We start from the raw sequence: 17,728 nt of genomic DNA, 5'->3' as shown, positions 1-17,728 counted from the left end.
ATTTTTATTTGCCGAAGCTACTTTTTAGGATCCTGTGATCACCTCCTTGATATCCATAATGATTTTATTGGCAAGGTGCTCAGCAGTAGCTTGGGATTCGGATTCAGAATAGATTCTGATAATGGGTTCTGTATTTGATTTTCTTAAATGTACCCATTCTTTTTCAAATTCTATTTTGACTCCATCTATGTCATTGATAGGGTGTTTGCTGTATTTTTTCTTTATGGCCTCAAGTACGGCATCGACATTGATCTCCGGCGTTAGCTCTATCTTGTTTTTGGAAATGTAATAGTTTGGATAAGTAGCCCGAAGTCTGGAAATGCTTTTTCCAAATTTAGCCAAGTGGGTCAAGAAAAGCCCGATACCTACCAATGCATCCCTTCCATAATGAGACTCTGGATAAATTATCCCGCCATTTCCTTCACCACCTATGATGGCATTCGTTTCTTTCATCTTGTTGACGACATTTACCTCACCTACAGCGGCAGCTTGGTATTCTCCTCCTCTTTTTTGGGTAACATCTCTTAGTGCTCTGGTAGAACTTAAATTGGATACGGTATTTCCAGGTGTTTGGGAAAGCACGTAGTCTGCTACTGCTACCAAAGTATATTCTTCTCCGAATGGACTTCCATCTTCATTCATAAAACAAAGCCTGTCTACATCCGGGTCTACGACTATACCCAGGTCAAATTTTCCCTTGGCAAGTTTTTCTGAAATGTCCCTAAGGTTTTCAGGTAATGGTTCCGGGTTGTGAGGAAAATGGCCATCCGGCGTGCAGAACATCTCCTCAATTTCTTCTACTCCCAAAGCCCTCAATAATTTGGGCAGGGCAATACCTCCGGTGGAATTGACACAATCTATCACTACTTTGAAGTTTCGGGCCTTGATGGCTTCCACATCTACTAGTTTTAGTCCCAATACATGCTCCACGTGCCTGTCAATGTAATCGTCAATTTGGGTATAGGATCCCAGCTTTCTGACTTCTGCAAATGAAAAATCTTCATTTTCTGCGGAATCCAGTATGGCTTTACCTTCTGTATCTGAGATGAACTCACCTTTATTATTCAATAATTTCAATGCATTCCACTGAATGGGATTGTGGCTTGCTGTTAGGATGATACCTCCCCCAGCCTGCTCCAAAGGTACCGCCAGCTCAACTGTAGGTGTAGTACTAAGACCAAGATCGATGACATCTATTCCCAAGCCTTGAAGTGTTGCGCTGACCAAGCGTGAAACCATATCGCCTGATATTCTTGCATCTCTTCCGATGACTACTTTGGGATTGTTGGTATGATTGATGACCCAGCTGCCGTAAGCAGAAGTAAACTTGACCACATCCAATGGAGTGAGCCCTTCTCCCGGTTTACCGCCAATGGTTCCCCTGATGCCTGAAATTGATTTGATTAAAGCCACGTTAAAATATTAATTGTTGAAATAGAAAAATCCCGGCTCGGCCGGGAATATAAAAGATGATTATTTGAATTTAGCCAAGACTTTATCCACTTCATTGTCCGGATTGCCACAGCTGCTGTCCGCATCCACGGTTTTGCCGCAATAGCTACAAGTACCGCCGTCTTTATTCAGATAGGGGTTTTGTGAAGCACAAGTCCCTTTAAATTCTCCGTTTTTCAATAAAATTAGCCTTACCGACATCAAAATGAAGAACAGTGCCAGAAAGCCTAAAGTCAAATATAAGGTTGCCATATCAATTAAATTTGCACAAATTTACGTAATACTTTCAAAACGTCCTCACTTTACGAATAGTTTCCCCATTATGCCACGATTGTCAGAAAGAAAAGATCAGCTTGCCGCCTTCGATAGGCTATTGACCATAATGGATGAACTCAGGGAGCAATGCCCTTGGGACAAAAAGCAGACAATCGAGAGTTTAAGGCACCTCACCATAGAAGAGACTTTCGAGTTGTCCGATGCCATTCTGGAAAATGACCTTAATGAAATCAAAAAAGAATTGGGTGATATTCTCCTGCACATTGTTTTTTATGCCAGGATTGGTTCCGAAAAAGGTGCTTTTGACATCACTTCTGTGATCGATAGCCTTTGCGAAAAACTGATACGGAGGCATCCACATATCTATGGGGATACAGTAGCAGAGGATGAAAATGCTGTTAAGGAAAACTGGGAAAAAATCAAGTTGAAAGAAAAGGGAAATACCTCTGTGCTGGGTGGCGTGCCAAGGTCACTTCCGGCTCTTATCAAGGCCATGCGGATTCAGGAAAAGGCCAGAGGAGTGGGATTTGACTGGGAAGAAAAACATCAGGTGTGGGAAAAAGTAGAAGAAGAGATGCAGGAATTCAAATCGGAATTCAATGCAGCGGATGAAAGTGAAATTGACAAGGAAAAAGCAACAGCAGAATTTGGAGATCTTTTGTTTTCACTGATCAATTATGCCCGCTTTATAGACATCAATCCAGAGGAAGCTCTTGAAAAAACCAACCTCAAGTTCATACGGCGCTTCCAGCACTTGGAAAGGTCAGCCAAAGAAAGCGGAAAAAAGCTGGAAGATATGAGTCTTGCTGAGATGGACATTTTTTGGGAAGAAGCCAAAAAGCTTGGCAGTTAAAAAAAGGAGGTAAAAACCTCCCCTATCTTCCAAAGTCATCCTGTAGCCTCACGATATCTTCTTCGTCTGACGGGCGGGCAGCATCAGTATGTTGCCAGATTTCTGCAACCATACCCCAGTCATCCAGACCTATAAGCCGGTGTCTTTCACCCTGTGCCAGTTTGATTTTGTCACCTTCCTCCATGTGGTGTCTGTCTTTTTCTTCATCGGTCAATGAAGTGGACACAGCCACTTTTCCGGAAATACACTTCCATATTTCCGCTCTTCGGTGGTGATATTGCCAGCTAAGCCTTTTTTTCGGAGCCACTATAAGAATTTTAGGGCTAAGTTTTTCAGAAATTTTCAAAGATTCGAAGTCCTCATCCGGAAAAAACTGTGCGGCAAAATCTGCTGCCTGATCTTCCTTGATTACCAAAAATCCTCCCCATGGCCTCTTTCTATCCTCTTTGACCACTTCAAACCCAAGATGAAGCATCATCCTGTGTGCTTTTTCAAAAATTGTGTTAAGTGCTTTGTCTTTGTCCATATCCAAAAGTAAAAAAAATCAATCAACTTTTTATTTTCTGTAAACTAAGGAACGTTTATTTTTTTCAATCCGGAAAGAAAAAGTGATACGAAAAGTAAGAAATTACAGGCGGAAGAATAGTTTTAGATTTCAGTAGTCTGTGGCTATTGGAAATAGAAGCTGATAAGGAAGCAAACTGACATAAATTTAAAATCAGACCTACAAATGATTTAAGAGATTTTATCAATTTAGCTCCTGACTTTAGTAATTTAGCCATATGGAATACAAATGGATGATAGCGGAAAAGGCTGACAGGAATTCGGTGACAGCATTGGCAAAGGAAATCAACGTGAATTCCATTCTGGCCAATATGTTGGTCAACAGAGGAGTAGACAGTTTTCAGAAAGCAAAGGATTTTTTCAGGCCGGATCTGGACAAGCTTCATGATCCCTTTTTGATGAAGGACATGGACAAGGCCGTAGAAAGACTGAGTCAAGCAATAGAAAGAAATGAGAAAATACTTGTTTACGGGGATTATGATGTAGATGGCACTACTTCAGTAGCCATGATGTACGGTTACTTGATCCAGTTTTATAAAAAAGTGGATTTTTATATTCCTGACCGTTACAAAGAAGGTTACGGGATTTCTGAAAAGGGAGTAAGATTTGCGGCTGAAAATGACTTTAAGCTGATTGTGTCCCTGGACTGTGGAATCAAAGCGATTGAGAAAGTCAAATTGGGCAAAGAATTGGGTGTGGACTTCATCATCTGTGACCACCATACACCTGGAGAGATCCTTCCTCCGGCCGTTGCAATTCTGGATCCAAAAAGGGATGATTGTAATTACCCATATAAAGAATTGAGTGGATGCGGTGTAGGATTCAAGCTGATTCAGGCTTTTGCCAAATCCAAAGGCCATGCAGAGTCTAAAGTGATGACATTTTTGGACTTATTGGCTATCAGTATTGCAGCCGATATAGTTCCCATTACCGGAGAAAACAGGATTTTGACTTTTTATGGAATAGAAAGAATCAATAACAACCCAAGGCCTGGTATCAAAGCGCTGATCATGAAAAGCAGGATAGAAAAGGATCTTGAGATTTCAGATATAGTCTTCAAAATCGGGCCCAGAATTAATGCTTCCGGAAGACTGGAGCATGCCAAAGCCTCAGTGGAACTTATGATCGCTACGGATCTGGAAGATGCGTTGGAAAGGGCAGATCTGGTAGATACGGTCAATTCTGCCAGAAAAAACTTTGACGAAAACATCACCAAAGAGGCTCTGGGAATGATAGAAGGGATAGAAGAGGTGAGACAGATGAAAAGTACCGTGCTGTTCAAGGAAGATTGGCACAAAGGAGTGATCGGGATAGTGGCCAGCCGATGCATTGAAAAGTACTACCGGCCCACCATTATCCTTACGGAATCCAACAATAAGGCAACAGGTTCTGCAAGGTCTGTCTTTGATTTTGATATTTACGAGGCCATCTCGGAATGCAGCGATCTCTTGGAGCAGTTTGGTGGGCATAAATATGCTGCCGGACTTACCATGTCTGTGGATAAAGTGCCTGCTTTTCAGGAAAAATTCGAAGCTGTGGTCAGTTCCAGAATTACAGACATACACCTACATCCAGTTCTGGAAATTGACGATGAAATTTTGTTGGATCAGGTCAATTATAAATTTTATAACATCCTGAAGCAAATGGCGCCTTTTGGACCCGGAAATCCGGAGCCTATATTCTGCCTCAAGCAGGTATATGCAGAAGATGTAAGGATTTTGAAAGATAAGCATCTAAAGTTCAACGTGGTGCAGGACGGACAGCTGACCAAGCCGGTGTGTATAGCCTTTGGTATGGCAGACAAAAATGTTTATCCAGATGAGATTATTTATAAGATGTTGATCCGAAAAATGCGATTTGATTTGGCATTTGAGATCAGGGAGAATACTTTTAGGAACAACAGTACCCTGCAACTTTACGTGAAAGACATAAAATTTGATTGAGGATGAAGCTTAGGGCAGAAAATCTGGTAAAGATTTACAAAGGTAGAAGAGTGGTCAACAACATCTCTGTAGAGGTCGAGCAAGGGGAAATCGTAGGACTACTTGGTCCTAACGGTGCTGGAAAAACCACCTCTTTTTATATGATTGTGGGACTGATACAGCCCAATGAGGGGGAGATTTTTTTGGAAAACCAAAATATCACCAAGCTACCCATGTACAAAAGGGCTAAATTGGGTATAGGGTACCTGGCGCAGGAGGCTTCGGTTTTCAGGAAACTCTCAGTGGAGGAAAATATCATGGCTGTTTTGGAAATGACAAATAAGTCCAAAACCGAAAGAAAGGAAAAAGTAGAAAGTCTTTTGGAGGAGTTTAGTCTGACCCATGTAAGAAAAAACTTAGGTATGGTGCTTTCCGGGGGCGAAAGGAGGAGGACAGAAATCGCACGTGCGTTGGCAGTCGATCCCAAATTTGTTTTACTCGATGAGCCTTTTGCAGGTGTGGATCCTATTGCAGTAGAGGAAATCCAGACTATCGTAGCCCAGCTAAAAAATAAAAATATAGGCATATTGATTACCGACCATAATGTAAACGAAACCCTATCCATCACTGACAGGGCATACCTGATGTTTGAAGGCAAGCTGCTCAAAGCCGGGACCGCAGAAGAGCTTGCTGCTGACGAACAGGTTAGAAGGGTCTATTTGGGACAGCATTTTGAATTGAAACGTAAAGTGTTCAACTGATGGAGGTCGTCAACTCATTTATGACCTGGATTCTGAAAAACAGGATTGGGCAAATCGAAAATTTTAAGCATCAGCCTTTCAGGATCCAAAAGAATATTTTTGATGAACTGATAGAAAAAGGCAAGTACACTGAGTTTGGTAAAAAATACAGTTTTGACAAAATTTCCTCCTATGAGGATTTTGCACGACAAGTTCCTGTCCATGATTATGAGCAACTGAAGCCATACATCGAAAAGACCATGAAGGGGACACAGAATGTGCTTTGGCCTTCCTATATAGAGTGGTTTTCCAAATCTTCTGGCACCACTTCCAGCAGAAGCAAATACATACCTGTGACGCAGGAGTCTTTGGAAGACTGCCACTTCAAAGGTGGCAAGGACATGTTGTCCATTTATGTCAACAATTATCCCGAGAGCAAGCTTTTTACAGGGAAAAGCCTGACCATAGGAGGCAGTCTCGCCAACAATCCACTCAATGGGTCAAGTAGCAGTCAAGTGGGGGATATTTCTGCAGTGATCATGCATAATTTGCCTCTTTGGGCACAATTTGCCCGAACTCCAAGTCTGGAAGTAGCCTTGATGAGTGAGTGGGAAGCCAAAATCGAACGCATGGCACAGGAGGTTAAAGACGAAAATGTGGTCAGCATTTCAGGGGTTCCTACTTGGACTATAGTTTTGCTTCAGCGGATTCTTGAGATCACAGGTGCTAAGCACATTCTGGAAGTATGGCCCAACCTTGAGGTCTTTTTCCATGGAGCTGTGGCATTTGGGCCTTATAAGAATCTCTTTAAGGAATTAATACCCTCCGAGAAAATGCGGTATATGGAAACTTACAATGCCTCAGAGGGATTTTTTGGGATTCAGGATGAAATTGGCTCGGACGAGCTTCTTCTGATGTTGGATTATGGGATATTTTATGAATTTATCCCGATGGAAGAATGGGAAAAAGAAAACCCCAAAGTAATCCCGCTGTGGGAAGTGGAGCTGGATAAAAATTATGCAATTCTGATTACCACCAATGGAGGCTTGTGGAGGTACAAAATCGGAGATACTGTCAAATTTACCAATACAGACCCCTACAGGTTTAAAATTTCAGGTAGGACCAAACATTTTATCAATGCCTTTGGAGAAGAGGTAATTGTGGAAAACGCTGAAAAAGCCATACAGGCAGCAGCAGATGCCACTTCAGCAACTATCACCAACTTTACTGCGGCTCCGGTTTATTTTGGTGATTCCAAAAGTAAGGGTGCACATGAATGGGTGGTAGGTTTCCAGACTTTTCCAAATGATAAAGACCGTTTTTGCCAGGTTTTGGATGATACATTAAGAGAGATCAACTCTGACTACGATGCCAAAAGGTACAAAGACCTGGCTCTGTCTTCTCCCAAAATCCACTTTGTACAGGCCGGTGTTTTTCAGGAATGGCTCAAATCCAAGGGGAAACTTGGTGGACAAAACAAAGTGCCAAGACTTTCCAATACAAGAGAATATCTGGACGAAATATTGCCTTTCATAGGAAGTTAAACACCCATTTCCAACTGCTTCAGGTTATTCATTTGCCTTAAGATCCAAGCTTGCCTGCCCAAAATATATGGAGTAGGTCTAGATGGTGTCCACCTTCTTGGATTGGGCAGTACCGCTGCAATGAGGGCCGCCTCATTCCGGTTGAGCTTTTCGGCAGATTTGTTGAAGTTGTGCTGGGCTGCAGCTTCTATCCCGTAGATTCCTTCACCCATTTCTATCACATTTAGGTAGACTGTCATGATCCGCTCTTTTCCCCAGATCAGTTCTATCAAAAATGTGAAATATGCCTCCAAGCCTTTCCTAAACAGGTTTCTTCCGGGCCATAAAAATACATTTTTGGCGGTTTGCTGAGAAATGGTGCTTGCACCTCTTACTCTTTTTCCTTCTTTGTTGGCCTTCCACACTTTTTCCATTTCTTCCCAGTCAAAGCCATTGTGGTCCATAAATTTTTGGTCCTCGGCTGCATATACGGCCTGTGGTGCGTGCCGGGATATTTTATCCATTGGAACCCAGCTTTTGTATAAGCGCATGGATTTTTCACTGTCGCTGGCTTGCTCTGCCAAGCGTATCACCATCAGCGGAGTAATAGGCACGGGTACAAACTTGTACAATATTGTGAGTCCAATAGAAATCAAAAAGAACCAAAGGAAAATTTTGAGCACCAACCGAAAAATCCACTTTATTGCTTTCATACCTTAATTGTAGGCCGTCGCCTGAATAAACCTGTAATAAAAAACTGATTCGGATAAAGACCTCAGGTGGTCCATGGATTCCTGCATGGCCAAGACCTGCTTTTCAGTCACCACCCCTTCTTCTATCAGTAAAGGAGCACCTGAACTCATGAGATTTTTCCAATATGTCAGGACTTTTTGTTTTTCATCCGCTTGCCTGCTGTCCAGGTGAAATCCTCCGCTTCTCAACTGAATGTCATGATATCCGGCTTCTTCAAGCAAATCACCCAGCCTGGCACCTATTTGAGGATCTCCTCCGATACTGATCTGAAAATCGTTGTAAAGTTTCCAATACTCCATGATGGCCGGCATGACGGGGTAGGTGTAGAAAGTGGCATTGAAAACTTCAGTGATAGATACCACTGCTCCAGTTTTGAGATGGGGCTTCATGCTCTTGAGAATCTCAATGGGTTGCGACACATGCTCAAGTACCCAGCAGATAAATGCACCATCAAATTGCTCTGGGAGATCAAGGTTTTTGGCATCTTGGTGGACAAATTTCACCTTTTCCCGTCCATATCCCAGCTTCTTCATGTTTTCCAAAGCTTTGGCAATCTGCTTTTCTTCAAATTCTACCCCGGTGATCTGAAGCTGTGGCCACCTTTTGAGAAGAATCTCAGTCTGGGCACCCACACCACTTCCGATTTCCAAAAGTGAAGTTACATCCTTAAAATCTATAAAATCATAAATTGGATTTTCTATGACAGAAGCCTGTTCCTTGAGCCTTTCCTGCTCGACTTCCTGATAGCCATGTATGTATTTGTAAAGCGGATTGTTACCACTCATAAGAGCACCTATGTTTAGCTTCTGTACTATTTATAAACTCAAATATTGGTATAAATGTATCTCTGTATGCCCATATAAGCATTTTTTTGATAACTTTATTTTTTTAAAAATCTGAAAATATGAGCCAGTTAACTATAGGGAGCTTCGAAGACTTTGAAAAATTCATTGGTCAGGATTTGGGAACATCTGATTTTCATAAGATTTCCCAGCCACAGATCAATCTTTTTGCTGATGCCACGCTCGATCACCAATGGATCCACACCGACCCCGAAAGGGCCAAGTCAGAAGGAGCATTTGGCGATACCATTGCCCATGGATACCTAACGCTTTCTCTAGTGCCTTACCTTTGGGATCAGATTGTAGAGGTGAAAAACCTCAAAATGATGGTCAATTATGGGATTGAAAATCTCAGGTTTGCCCAGGCTGTTTTGGTCAATAATGAGGTGAGGCTTCATGCCAATCTGAAAAACGTGGTCAATCTACGTGGCACGATCAAAGCAGAGGTCAATGTCAAGCTGGAAATCAAAGACCAAAGAAAGGCTGCATTTACCGGCGTTTTGGTGTTCTTGTACCATTTCAATTCCTGATCTTGCAATAAAAGGATTTTAAATCACCTCATTCAAGCCAAAGTAAAAGGCCCTTTGATCACCGAAGGCTATATCTAATCTGATATTAAGCCCTTCTTGGTTGAGCTTGTACCGAAAACCAAACCCGCCACCATAGCGAAGCCGGTCAAAACTATACTGACCTAATTTGCTGGCTACCTGTCCGGTATGCCCAAAAAATACCATTCCAAAATTTCGATAAATAGGAACCCGGTATTCGGCCTGATGGACCATGGCATTGATGTCGCGGTATCTTCCTTCAAAATACCCCCGCATTCTGTCGCTTCCTCCAATGAGACTCAGATGTTGAAAAGGAGCATTTCCTAAAGTAAATGACCACCAGCTTTGGAGGGCAAGCACCTGTTTTTGATTGATTTGAAAGTATTTCCTGAAATCGAGCACATATTGTCCAAAGTCGAAATTGCTCCCCAAAAGCTGGGAAAATTCCATCCATGAAAAACTGTTGTTCCAGCCTTTTGTAGGCTGGAAAATATTATCCCGTGTATCATAGTTCAAGACCAACCCCAAGCCACTGAGCCTTTGCCCATCAAATCCCAAAGGCTGTGTGGTTTCCAAAATTCCACCCGGTACCCTGTCCCTGATCTGATCTGTTCTGAATTCATATCTCGGGCCTATGTATATACCCTTGGCAATTTTTCTTTCATAATTGAGATGGAAGTACAGGTATCGGGTGGTATAGAATTCCCCTTCACCTATCAGGGGCTCATTTCCTATACCGAAATACCGAAAAGGAAAATTGGATGCTTCAATTCTTGCATTGAGATAGTCCCTGTTTTCACTTGCCCATAGGTCTAACTCTGCACTTAGGATAGTCTGGTTGTTGAGGGTATACAGAAAAGTGATAGGTAGTGTGGATGGACGCAGGATGGATGCCGAATCTTCTTTGTACCTGAACACCCGAATGGCACGGGCGCCAAGTCCGAGGCTTGTTTCAGGAGAATACACCACTGCAGGTATAAATGCCCAGTTTTCTCCGGATATGAAATCAATAACCGAATCTCCAAAATCAAAGAGGCTTTCCATCATGCCGGCTTTTCTTTCGGGATTGTCCACTTCTTGGGCAAACGTATAAAACTGTAGTCCCAGAAAGAAGGACAGAAGTAGGAAAGCTTTTTTCATCGGGTCAAAATTAAGGAATCTAAGCGGATTCCTTAATCAAAATTCCACTATGACTCCGATGGTAGGCAGGATAGTGCCTGCGGGATTGCTGACCAACCGCATAAGGTACCTGCTTGGATCGTTGGGATCCACTATCAGGCTTCCCTCAGGATTTCTTTCAGGAACCAATAAAGGTGGCTGTTCAGCGCGAAAATTATAGGCATTCTGAATATCAATGTACCAATTGAAGTTCCATTTGTTGAAGAAGTAACGCTTGTCAATCCTCAGATCCAATTGATGAAAAGCTGCCAAACGATCTGCATTGATCCTGTTAAAATCAAAAACAGGCTGACCCCTAAGGTCCCAGACTTCCCTCAATGAAGAGGTCTCTAGATCCACAGGAGTATAGGGAAGACCGCCCAAGTACCTCCATCTGGCACCGATTTCCCAGTCTTTTCCAAACCTTTTACCCGCTGTAAGGCTTACGATCCACCTGCTGTCCCAAGCTGATGGTACAAACCCCACGGTATTTGGGTTGGTAAATTCTGATCTCACCCAGGTTAGCGCCGCGATGCCATAAAAATTATTGAATAGCCTCTGCTGGGCCAAAAATTCCATCCCAAAAGCCCTTCCGTCTGCATCTGAGTTGACAGGTTCATTGCCGATTACTCCAAAGTCTGCTCCAAGATTTGCCAAGGCTATACCATTTCTCAAAGAGGTTGGGTAATTGTTGTAAAGCTTATAAAATCCTTCCAGACTAAAGCGCCTGCTTTTTTCGGGAACTACTTTTTCTACCCCTGTCACAAAGTGAGTAGACCTGATAAAGCGGATGTCATTGAGTTGATTGATCAATTCCCCCTCATTGTTTCTGAAACCCAATGCTGTGTAGGGAGGTTTTTGATAATAAATGCCCACATTTCCGGTCCAGAATAGCTGCGGGATAATCTGGTAGGATAAAGAAAACCTTGGACTGATCTGATTGAGAGGGTTGCTAGCAGTAGGTCCGAAATCAGAACCGTCCATCCGCACACCACCTGAGAGCAAAAGGCGCTCATTTTTGGAAGTCTGACTGGCCGAAATGAAAGCTCCATAGCTATTAAAGAAACTTTGGTCATTGACCTCAATCACTCCTCCCTCACCTGCAAGAGTAAACCTGTCAAAGTTGTTGATAAAATACCGGGCAAATTCATAATTGACTCCATATTTTATGGTAGTTCTTCCTTTGAAGATACTGTTTTCAGCCCTGAATTTATTTTCACTTTCCTGCGAAGTATAATCAAAAAGCAAGTTTGCCGGATTGGAATCATCGTTCTGGAAATATTTAAAGGAACGGTTGTTCAGCATATTTCTGCTTAGAATAAATGTCCAGAAGCCGTTTTCCCTGAACCTTTTCAATTTTAGTCCAGTTGTGTAGTTCCATTGGGTAGAAATGGGGAGGTTGTCCAAAAGATAAAGGCGGTTTTCCCTTTCTTCATCCGTTTCGTTTTGTGGAGCATCAAAGTTCAGCGCAAAAAGGTCAATTGCCCCCACTCCCAAAAAGGTAAGTTCGGTTTTATCATTGATTTTAGTCTTGGTTTTGATGGTGAAGTCATTGAAAGTAGGCAAAAAGGGCAGACCCAATGCCCTGAATAGAAACTGGAGATAGGACTGTCTTGCCGACACCAAGTAAGTGGTTTTTTCGCCTAGGGGGCCTTCATTGGAAATGGTAAATTCGCTGGCTCCAATGGTTACCTGTGAAAACATTTTGTCTTTTCGCCCATCTTTGAGGTCAAATTCAAAAAATGAACTCAATGAGTTCATTCTATCAGCTGGAAATCCTCCAGTAATGACGTCTACATTTTTGATAAGATTGACATTGAGAATTCCTACAGGACCTCCTGAGGAACCCTGAGTGGCAAAATGGTTGATGACAGGCACTTCTATTTCTTCTATGAAAAATTTATTCTCATTTGGAGCTCCGCCCCTGATGATGATGTCATTTCTAAAGCTTGCTGTGCTTGCCACCCCTGGAAGGGATTGAATTACCCGGCTGATGTCTCTATTACCCCCTGGATATCGCTCTATTTCGTTGGTGTTGAGACTTCGTACGGAGATTGGGGTTTCGTCGGATCTTGAAAACTTGGCGTCTACGGTCACTTCACTCAGGTCTGAGGCTTCTTCCCTAAGTTCAAAATCCAACCGTACAGCACTGGCCCTGGTTATTTGAATTTCAAATTCTGTTTTAGATCTGAATCCCACGAAGCTTGCCCGGATATTGTAGAGACCGGGATTGATGCCTCTGATCTCATAATTGCCATCTTCATCCGAAACGGTACCATAATCGGTGTTCAAGATCACCACATTGGCAAATGGAACGGGCTCATTGTTGATGGGGTTAAAAACTCTTCCTCTGACGACTCCTTCTTGGGCCAACAATGTAAAGGAATGAAACAATAAGCAGATAAATATAAACGAAACTCTCATGTCTGGGTAGATAACAATAAGTTGTAAATCAATTCAGACTGTGCTTTGTTTAAAAAATGAGTGGGTTTTTGAGATTTTTATGCTTGTTGTTCTTTTATCCTCCAGAGTCTCCACCAAGGAGTCCCCGGAGAATCATGGTGCTCATAGTGATATCCAAAAAAGTAGCAGGACAAAAATGCCCAGATATGGTTTTTGTTTTGGCTTTTGGAGTGGTGCTTATTGTCTGATTCTCCCTTGTGGGGAAGATATGTGCCAAAGTAAAAAAGCTGGAATGTGGACAAAACGGCCGGAAGCATCCAAAATAGGATGAGGTTTTCCGTGGGAAGGAAAAGCTTGAGAATATTGAAAGTGACGGCCATCAACAAGATCTGCCAAATGGTAACGTATTGTTTGATAAAACTGAAATACCAGAGAATGAAATTTCCAGATGCGTGGTAATCCGGGTCTTTGTCTGTAGCCACATACCTGTGATGCTCGTGGTGTTTTGGATATAACTTCCAGTAGAAGTTGTAAGAAAAAAGAAGGGCTGAGAACCAGCCAATGAAATGGTTAAGTTTTTTGTTGGAAGAAACGATTCCATGCATGGCATCATGCGCAGTAATAAAAAGACCTGTATACAGATGCATTTGTATCAATATGGCCAAATAGGTCAATGGATTATCCCAGGAAAAATTCCATTGCAATAGAAATAGTAAAGAAATGGCCCAAGATAGGATGACTGTAAAGGCAATTATGATTCCTTTGGGATCAAGGTCTTTGGCAATATGGGCTTTGGAAATAGACACAGTACAAATGTAGGCAGATATTCTGACCTAGAAAGTTTCTATCCTTGCTTTTACCTGTTCCATCAGCCACATCGGGGTGGAAGTGGCCCCACAGATGCCTATGGTCTCACCTGGCTTAAACCAGTTTAGTTCTACCTGCTCGGGATTGGATACAAAGTAAGTGTTTTGGTTTTTTTCTTTACACACATTGTATAGCACCTTGCCATTTGAAGATTTGGTACCACTGACAAACACGATATGGTCAAATTTTTCTGCAAAATCCCTAAGTTCTTTGTCTCTATTGGAAACCTGCCTGCAGATGGTATCATTGGTATTTACCGTGATGCCGTTTTCTCTTAATATGTCGTTGATTTCGTAAAATTTATCTGTGCTTTTCGTCGTCTGACTGTAAAGAGTAATGTTTTTGGGAAGGGATGCCAAATCAAGTTCATTGATATCCTGGAATACAACGGCTTTATTATTGGTTTGGCCCAGAAGACCGATTACCTCAGCATGTCCATGCTTTCCATATATGTAAATGGTTTCCTGCTTGTCAAAAGAATTTTTGATACGGTTTTGTAACTTCAGAACCACAGGGCAACTAGCATCAATGAGGGTAAGGTTGTTGTTGATGGCAAGTTCATAAGTAGAAGGAGGCTCTCCATGTGCCCTAATCAGTACTTTTTCATTGAAGAGGGTGTGGAGGTCTTTGTGGTCTATGATTTTCAAGCCCTTACTGGTGAGTCTATTTACCTCTTCATCATTGTGGACAATGTCCCCCAAGCAATATAGATAACCCTGCTCATCAAGTATCTCTTCGGCCATTTCAATGGCATACACCACACCAAAACAAAAGCCGGAATGCTGATCGATTTGTACTTGAAGGTTCATCATACGCTTTAAACTTTGGACTTTGGGAATTGTTTGAATTGACATTGTTCTTTAATAAGGAGTGACATTTATCAACAAATTTGATTTAACCTAATCCAAGCTTATACCCGAAGTATGTACCTAAAAGGAGGGAGATTTTCCTTGCGTTAGGGATTCTGATCCGTTGATGCGTAATGACTTCTGGTTCCAGCGCTTTGATTTTTTTGAAAAGATTGAGGTAATAAAGGTAAGCTACTTTCACTCCAAGCATGGCACCTTTTGGAAGACGCTTTATTCCATCCAGAGCCTCATCAAAATCTTTCTGAATATCTTCCTCGATGAGTGTTTTGGCGGATTTGTTGAATTTGTTGTAATCTACACCAGGAAAATATACCCGACCTCTCTCTTCAAAGTCACTTTTGATGTCCCTTAGGAAATTGACTTTTTGAAAGGCAGCTCCCAATTTGCACGCAGGTTGTCTGAGACTCTCATAAAGGTCTTGATTGCCTTCACAAAATACCTTGAGGCACATCAGACCTACTACTTCCGCAGAGCCATAGATGTATTCGTGGTACCTGGAATCATTATAAGTCTTGAAATCAAGATCCATTTCCATACTTACCAAGAATGCCTCAATAAGCTCTTGGTCTATGCTGTATTGGTTGACAATCAATTGAAAGGCATGCAAGACCGGATTAAGGCTGATTTTTTCTTCTATTGCTTTGTAGGTATCAGCTTTGAATAGCTCTAGAAGTGTTTTTTTGTCATGCTGATGAAAAGTATCCACAATTTCGTCTGCGTACCTTACGAAGCCATAAATGGCATAAATCGGCAAATGAAATTTCTTGTCAAGTGTTTTGATGCCCAGGGTAAAGCTGGTGCTGTACCTCTGAGTGATCAATTTGCTACACTCAAGTGTGGTCTGATTAAAGAGCTTAATTGCATCCATACGGATAATATACAAATTTATCTAGAGATTGTTTTCTTTTATCACTTCTTTGGCTACCACATGTCCGGAAATCAAGGAAGGAGGAACTCCTGGCCCAGGAACGGTTAGCTGGCCTGTGTAGTAAAGGTTCTTCACCTTTTTGTTCTTAAGGGATGGTTTGAGAATGGCTGTCTGAAGCAGGGTATTGGCCAGTCCGTAGGCATTGCCCTTGAAAGCGTGATAGTCGGCTTTGAAATCACTGTGAGCGTAGGACCGCTTGTACACCACATGGTTTCGGATATCCTGTCCAGATAGTTTTTCCAAACGGTCCATAATTATATCGTAATACTTTTCCCTTAACTCTTCACTGTCCTCCAGATCAGGGGCAAGTGGCACTAGGAGAAACAGGTTTTCCTGTCCTTCAGGAGCCACACTTGGATCAGTAATGGAGGGTACTGAGGCATAAAAAAGGGGTTTCTCGGGCCATCTTGGATTTGTGTAGATGGCATCTGCATGTGGTCCCAAGGGTTCATCGAAAAACAGGTTGTGATGGCGGAGATTATCCAGCTTTTTATCTACTCCCAAATAGAACAAAAGGCTTGACGGCGCCATGACCCTTTTGTCCCAGTATTTTTCGTCATAATTTCTGAATTCAGGAGCAAGCATCTGACTGTCCACATGATGATAATCTGCTCCAGCTACAATTATATCTGCTGAAATTTTCTCCCCGGAATGCAATGTTGCATGCTGGGCTATGCCATCTTTTACATGTATATGGCTGACTTCGGCATCGAGTCTGATTTCGACTCCCTTTTCTTTGGCCAAGCTAACCATACCTTCGATAATTTTGTGCATACCGCCCATAGGGTACCAGGTTCCCAGAGCAATATCTGCATAATTCATAAGGCTGTAAAGAGCTGGAATATTTGCGGCTGTCTCTCCCAGGAAAAGTACTGGGAACTCCATGAGTCTTATGATCTTTTCCGAGGAAAAGAATTTTCTTACATGCTTGGACATGGATTGGAAAATGTCCATTCTGACCATGTCTACCAATAATTTGGGACTGGCAAACTCCATCAATGATCGGCTGGGCCTGTAGACCAAATCCTGAATGCCTACTTGGTATTTGTAGGCAGCCTGTTTAAGAAATTCATCCAGCTTTGGTCCCACACCCGGTTCAATTGACTCTAAAAGACTGCGAAATTGACCTAAATCGGCCGGAATATCCATAAAGTCATTTTCACCGAATATTACCGTGTAGGAAGGATCAAGTCGGATCAGATCATAATAATCAGAGGTTTTCTTTCCGAAATGGGCGAAATAAGTGTCAAATACATCAGGCATCCAATACCAGCTTGGCCCCATATCAAAAACAAAACCCTCGGCTTCGAACTTTCTAGCTCTACCGCCGGGGGTCGTATTTTTTTCTAGAAGGGTTACTTTATATCCTAGATGCGCCAGGTGTGTGGCTGCTGACAATCCGGCAAATCCGGAACCGATCACCAACACTTTTTTTGATGGCATATAATTTTTAATTTTTATGTCTGTACACTTGTAAATCTTCTTTGAGAAGCTTCCTTGCAATATGAATTCTATTCTTAACAGTTCCTATCGGAATCTCTAATTTGTCGGCAATTTCATGGTATTTGAAGCCTCTATAGTGCATCATAAAAGGTACCTTGTAAACATCATCCAAATTTTCAATGGCTTCATAAATATCATCCATAGCAAAATCTCCATATGCTCCATTTTCGATTAGGATATCACCTGAATTAATATAATGAAGATTGTCTGTAGTATCTACAAAAGTACCTCTTCTCACCATTCTCTGGTAATTGGTGATAAAGGTGTTTTTCATAATGGTATAAAGCCAGGCTTTCAGATTGGTACCTTCTGTAAATTTGTCTTTGTTGGTGAAAGCTTTGACCATAGTGTCTTGCAATAGGTCATTGGCATCATCCATGTCCCTTGTCAATTTAAGCGCAAAAGGCTTCAAAGAGCTGGATAGCTTGTGAAGTGAGTAACTAAATTCTAGAGTTGTCATGGTTTTTTGTTTTTTGTTTAATCAAATGTAGTAAAGATTAAACATTCTCCAAAATTTTTGTCTAATT

Annotated in this window: 17 protein-coding genes; 5 read left to right on the top strand and 12 right to left on the bottom strand. The window is 42.0% G+C overall.

Translation table 11 applies throughout. The features are described from left to right. Nucleotides 1-24 precede the first annotated feature (24 nt). Nucleotides 25-1,413, bottom strand: a complete 1,389-nt coding sequence (gene glmM / locus EGN73_RS16005; protein ID WP_219292107.1) for a phosphoglucosamine mutase — start codon at nt 1,411-1,413, stop codon at nt 25-27. Between the two features lie 60 nt (nt 1,414-1,473). Beyond that, on the bottom strand, nt 1,474-1,704 hold the full coding sequence (locus EGN73_RS16000) for a hypothetical protein (RefSeq protein WP_009034911.1): 231 nt from the start codon (nt 1,702-1,704) through the stop codon (nt 1,474-1,476). A 70-nt stretch (nt 1,705-1,774) separates the two neighbouring features. Here EGN73_RS16000 and mazG point away from each other — a divergent pair, with 70 nt between their 5' ends. Next, the gene (gene mazG, locus EGN73_RS15995) at nt 1,775-2,581 is read left to right on the top strand and encodes a nucleoside triphosphate pyrophosphohydrolase (protein WP_219292104.1); all 807 of its coding nucleotides are present in this window, start codon (nt 1,775-1,777) and stop codon (nt 2,579-2,581) included. Nucleotides 2,582-2,603: 22 nt separating this feature from the next. Here mazG and EGN73_RS15990 read toward each other — a convergent pair whose 3' ends face one another. Then, nucleotides 2,604-3,107, bottom strand: a complete 504-nt coding sequence (locus tag EGN73_RS15990) for a cupin domain-containing protein (RefSeq protein WP_219292101.1) — start codon at nt 3,105-3,107, stop codon at nt 2,604-2,606. 256 nt (nt 3,108-3,363) lie between these two features. On the opposite strand from EGN73_RS15990, the gene recJ reads away from it, so the two are divergent. The 3 genes from recJ to EGN73_RS15975 are packed head-to-tail and all read left to right on the top strand — an operon-like array spanning nt 3,364 to nt 7,351. Further along, entirely contained in the window at nt 3,364-5,088 is a 1,725-nt protein-coding gene (gene recJ, locus EGN73_RS15985; RefSeq protein WP_219292096.1) for a single-stranded-DNA-specific exonuclease RecJ, read from the top strand. 2 nt (nt 5,089-5,090) lie between these two features. Next, entirely contained in the window at nt 5,091-5,828 is a 738-nt protein-coding gene (gene lptB, locus EGN73_RS15980; protein WP_219292093.1) for an LPS export ABC transporter ATP-binding protein, read from the top strand. Next, a complete protein-coding gene (locus EGN73_RS15975) occupies nt 5,828-7,351 on the top strand; it encodes a GH3 auxin-responsive promoter family protein (RefSeq protein WP_219292083.1) in 1,524 nt (507 codons plus the stop codon). The genes lptB and EGN73_RS15975 overlap by 1 nt, the downstream gene beginning before the upstream one ends. Here the strand turns inward: EGN73_RS15975 and mtgA are convergent. Both mtgA and EGN73_RS15965 read right to left on the bottom strand, forming a co-directional pair. Further along, on the bottom strand, nt 7,348-8,043 hold the full coding sequence (gene mtgA / locus EGN73_RS15970) for a monofunctional biosynthetic peptidoglycan transglycosylase (RefSeq protein ID WP_219292080.1): 696 nt from the start codon (nt 8,041-8,043) through the stop codon (nt 7,348-7,350). The genes EGN73_RS15975 and mtgA overlap by 4 nt on opposite strands. Before the next feature lie 3 nt (nt 8,044-8,046). Then, the gene (locus EGN73_RS15965; RefSeq protein ID WP_219292077.1) at nt 8,047-8,868 is read right to left on the bottom strand and encodes a class I SAM-dependent methyltransferase; all 822 of its coding nucleotides are present in this window, start codon (nt 8,866-8,868) and stop codon (nt 8,047-8,049) included. A 119-nt stretch (nt 8,869-8,987) separates the two neighbouring features. Here EGN73_RS15965 and EGN73_RS15960 point away from each other — a divergent pair, with 119 nt between their 5' ends. Then, entirely contained in the window at nt 8,988-9,455 is a 468-nt protein-coding gene (locus EGN73_RS15960) for a MaoC family dehydratase (RefSeq protein WP_219292074.1), read from the top strand. Nucleotides 9,456-9,473: 18 nt separating this feature from the next. Here the strand turns inward: EGN73_RS15960 and EGN73_RS15955 are convergent, their stop codons facing one another. From EGN73_RS15955 to EGN73_RS15925, 7 genes are all read right to left on the bottom strand, one after another. Next, nucleotides 9,474-10,613, bottom strand: a complete 1,140-nt coding sequence (locus EGN73_RS15955; protein ID WP_219292071.1) for a BamA/TamA family outer membrane protein — start codon at nt 10,611-10,613, stop codon at nt 9,474-9,476. 36 nt (nt 10,614-10,649) lie between these two features. Beyond that, nucleotides 10,650-13,055: a TonB-dependent receptor gene (locus tag EGN73_RS15950; RefSeq protein WP_219292068.1), complete on the bottom strand. Its 2,406-nt coding sequence runs from the start codon at nt 13,053-13,055 to the stop codon at nt 10,650-10,652. A 77-nt stretch (nt 13,056-13,132) separates the two neighbouring features. Continuing rightward, nucleotides 13,133-13,840 (bottom strand): fatty acid desaturase, encoded by a 708-nt coding sequence (locus EGN73_RS15945; RefSeq protein WP_343207119.1) that lies wholly within the window; start codon nt 13,838-13,840, stop codon nt 13,133-13,135. A 27-nt stretch (nt 13,841-13,867) separates the two neighbouring features. Further along, complete coding sequence (locus tag EGN73_RS15940; RefSeq protein ID WP_219292065.1) at nt 13,868-14,713, bottom strand: 4-hydroxy-3-methylbut-2-enyl diphosphate reductase; 846 nt, start codon at nt 14,711-14,713, stop codon at nt 13,868-13,870. 82 nt (nt 14,714-14,795) lie between these two features. Continuing rightward, the gene (locus EGN73_RS15935) at nt 14,796-15,638 is read right to left on the bottom strand and encodes a phytoene/squalene synthase family protein (RefSeq protein WP_219292063.1); all 843 of its coding nucleotides are present in this window, start codon (nt 15,636-15,638) and stop codon (nt 14,796-14,798) included. A gap of 21 nt (nt 15,639-15,659) precedes the next feature. Next, nucleotides 15,660-17,141, bottom strand: coding sequence for a phytoene desaturase family protein (locus tag EGN73_RS15930; RefSeq protein WP_219292061.1), 1,482 nt, complete (start codon nt 17,139-17,141; stop codon nt 15,660-15,662). Nucleotides 17,142-17,148: 7 nt separating this feature from the next. After that, on the bottom strand, nt 17,149-17,661 hold the full coding sequence (locus tag EGN73_RS15925) for an RNA polymerase sigma factor (protein ID WP_219292058.1): 513 nt from the start codon (nt 17,659-17,661) through the stop codon (nt 17,149-17,151). Nucleotides 17,662-17,728: the final 67 nt, after the last annotated feature.

Source organism: Arthrospiribacter ruber (assembly GCF_019343195.1).
Classification (GTDB): domain Bacteria; phylum Bacteroidota; class Bacteroidia; order Cytophagales; family Cyclobacteriaceae; genus Arthrospiribacter; species Arthrospiribacter ruber.
This window is presented reverse-complemented; position numbering and strand designations above follow the sequence as displayed.

Bases quoted from the DNA above. Each gene is read 5' to 3' on its own strand.
- EGN73_RS16000 (WP_009034911.1), bottom strand. From the start codon at position 1,704: ATGGCAACCTTATATTTGACTTTAGGCTTTCTGGCACTGTTCTTCATT.
- mazG (WP_219292104.1), top strand. From the start codon at position 1,775: ATGCCACGATTGTCAGAAAGAAAAGATCAGCTTGCCGCCTTCGATAGG.
- EGN73_RS15990 (WP_219292101.1), bottom strand. From the start codon at position 3,107: ATGGACAAAGACAAAGCACTTAACACAATTTTTGAAAAAGCACACAGG.
- recJ (WP_219292096.1), top strand. From the start codon at position 3,364: ATGGAATACAAATGGATGATAGCGGAAAAGGCTGACAGGAATTCGGTG.
- lptB (WP_219292093.1), top strand. From the start codon at position 5,091: ATGAAGCTTAGGGCAGAAAATCTGGTAAAGATTTACAAAGGTAGAAGA.
- EGN73_RS15975 (WP_219292083.1), top strand. From the start codon at position 5,828: ATGGAGGTCGTCAACTCATTTATGACCTGGATTCTGAAAAACAGGATT.
- mtgA (WP_219292080.1), bottom strand. From the start codon at position 8,043: ATGAAAGCAATAAAGTGGATTTTTCGGTTGGTGCTCAAAATTTTCCTT.
- EGN73_RS15965 (WP_219292077.1), bottom strand. From the start codon at position 8,868: ATGAGTGGTAACAATCCGCTTTACAAATACATACATGGCTATCAGGAA.
- EGN73_RS15960 (WP_219292074.1), top strand. From the start codon at position 8,988: ATGAGCCAGTTAACTATAGGGAGCTTCGAAGACTTTGAAAAATTCATT.
- EGN73_RS15955 (WP_219292071.1), bottom strand. From the start codon at position 10,613: ATGAAAAAAGCTTTCCTACTTCTGTCCTTCTTTCTGGGACTACAGTTT.
- EGN73_RS15950 (WP_219292068.1), bottom strand. From the start codon at position 13,055: ATGAGAGTTTCGTTTATATTTATCTGCTTATTGTTTCATTCCTTTACA.
- EGN73_RS15940 (WP_219292065.1), bottom strand. From the start codon at position 14,713: ATGATGAACCTTCAAGTACAAATCGATCAGCATTCCGGCTTTTGTTTT.
- EGN73_RS15935 (WP_219292063.1), bottom strand. From the start codon at position 15,638: ATGGATGCAATTAAGCTCTTTAATCAGACCACACTTGAGTGTAGCAAA.
- EGN73_RS15930 (WP_219292061.1), bottom strand. From the start codon at position 17,141: ATGCCATCAAAAAAAGTGTTGGTGATCGGTTCCGGATTTGCCGGATTG.
- EGN73_RS15925 (WP_219292058.1), bottom strand. From the start codon at position 17,661: ATGACAACTCTAGAATTTAGTTACTCACTTCACAAGCTATCCAGCTCT.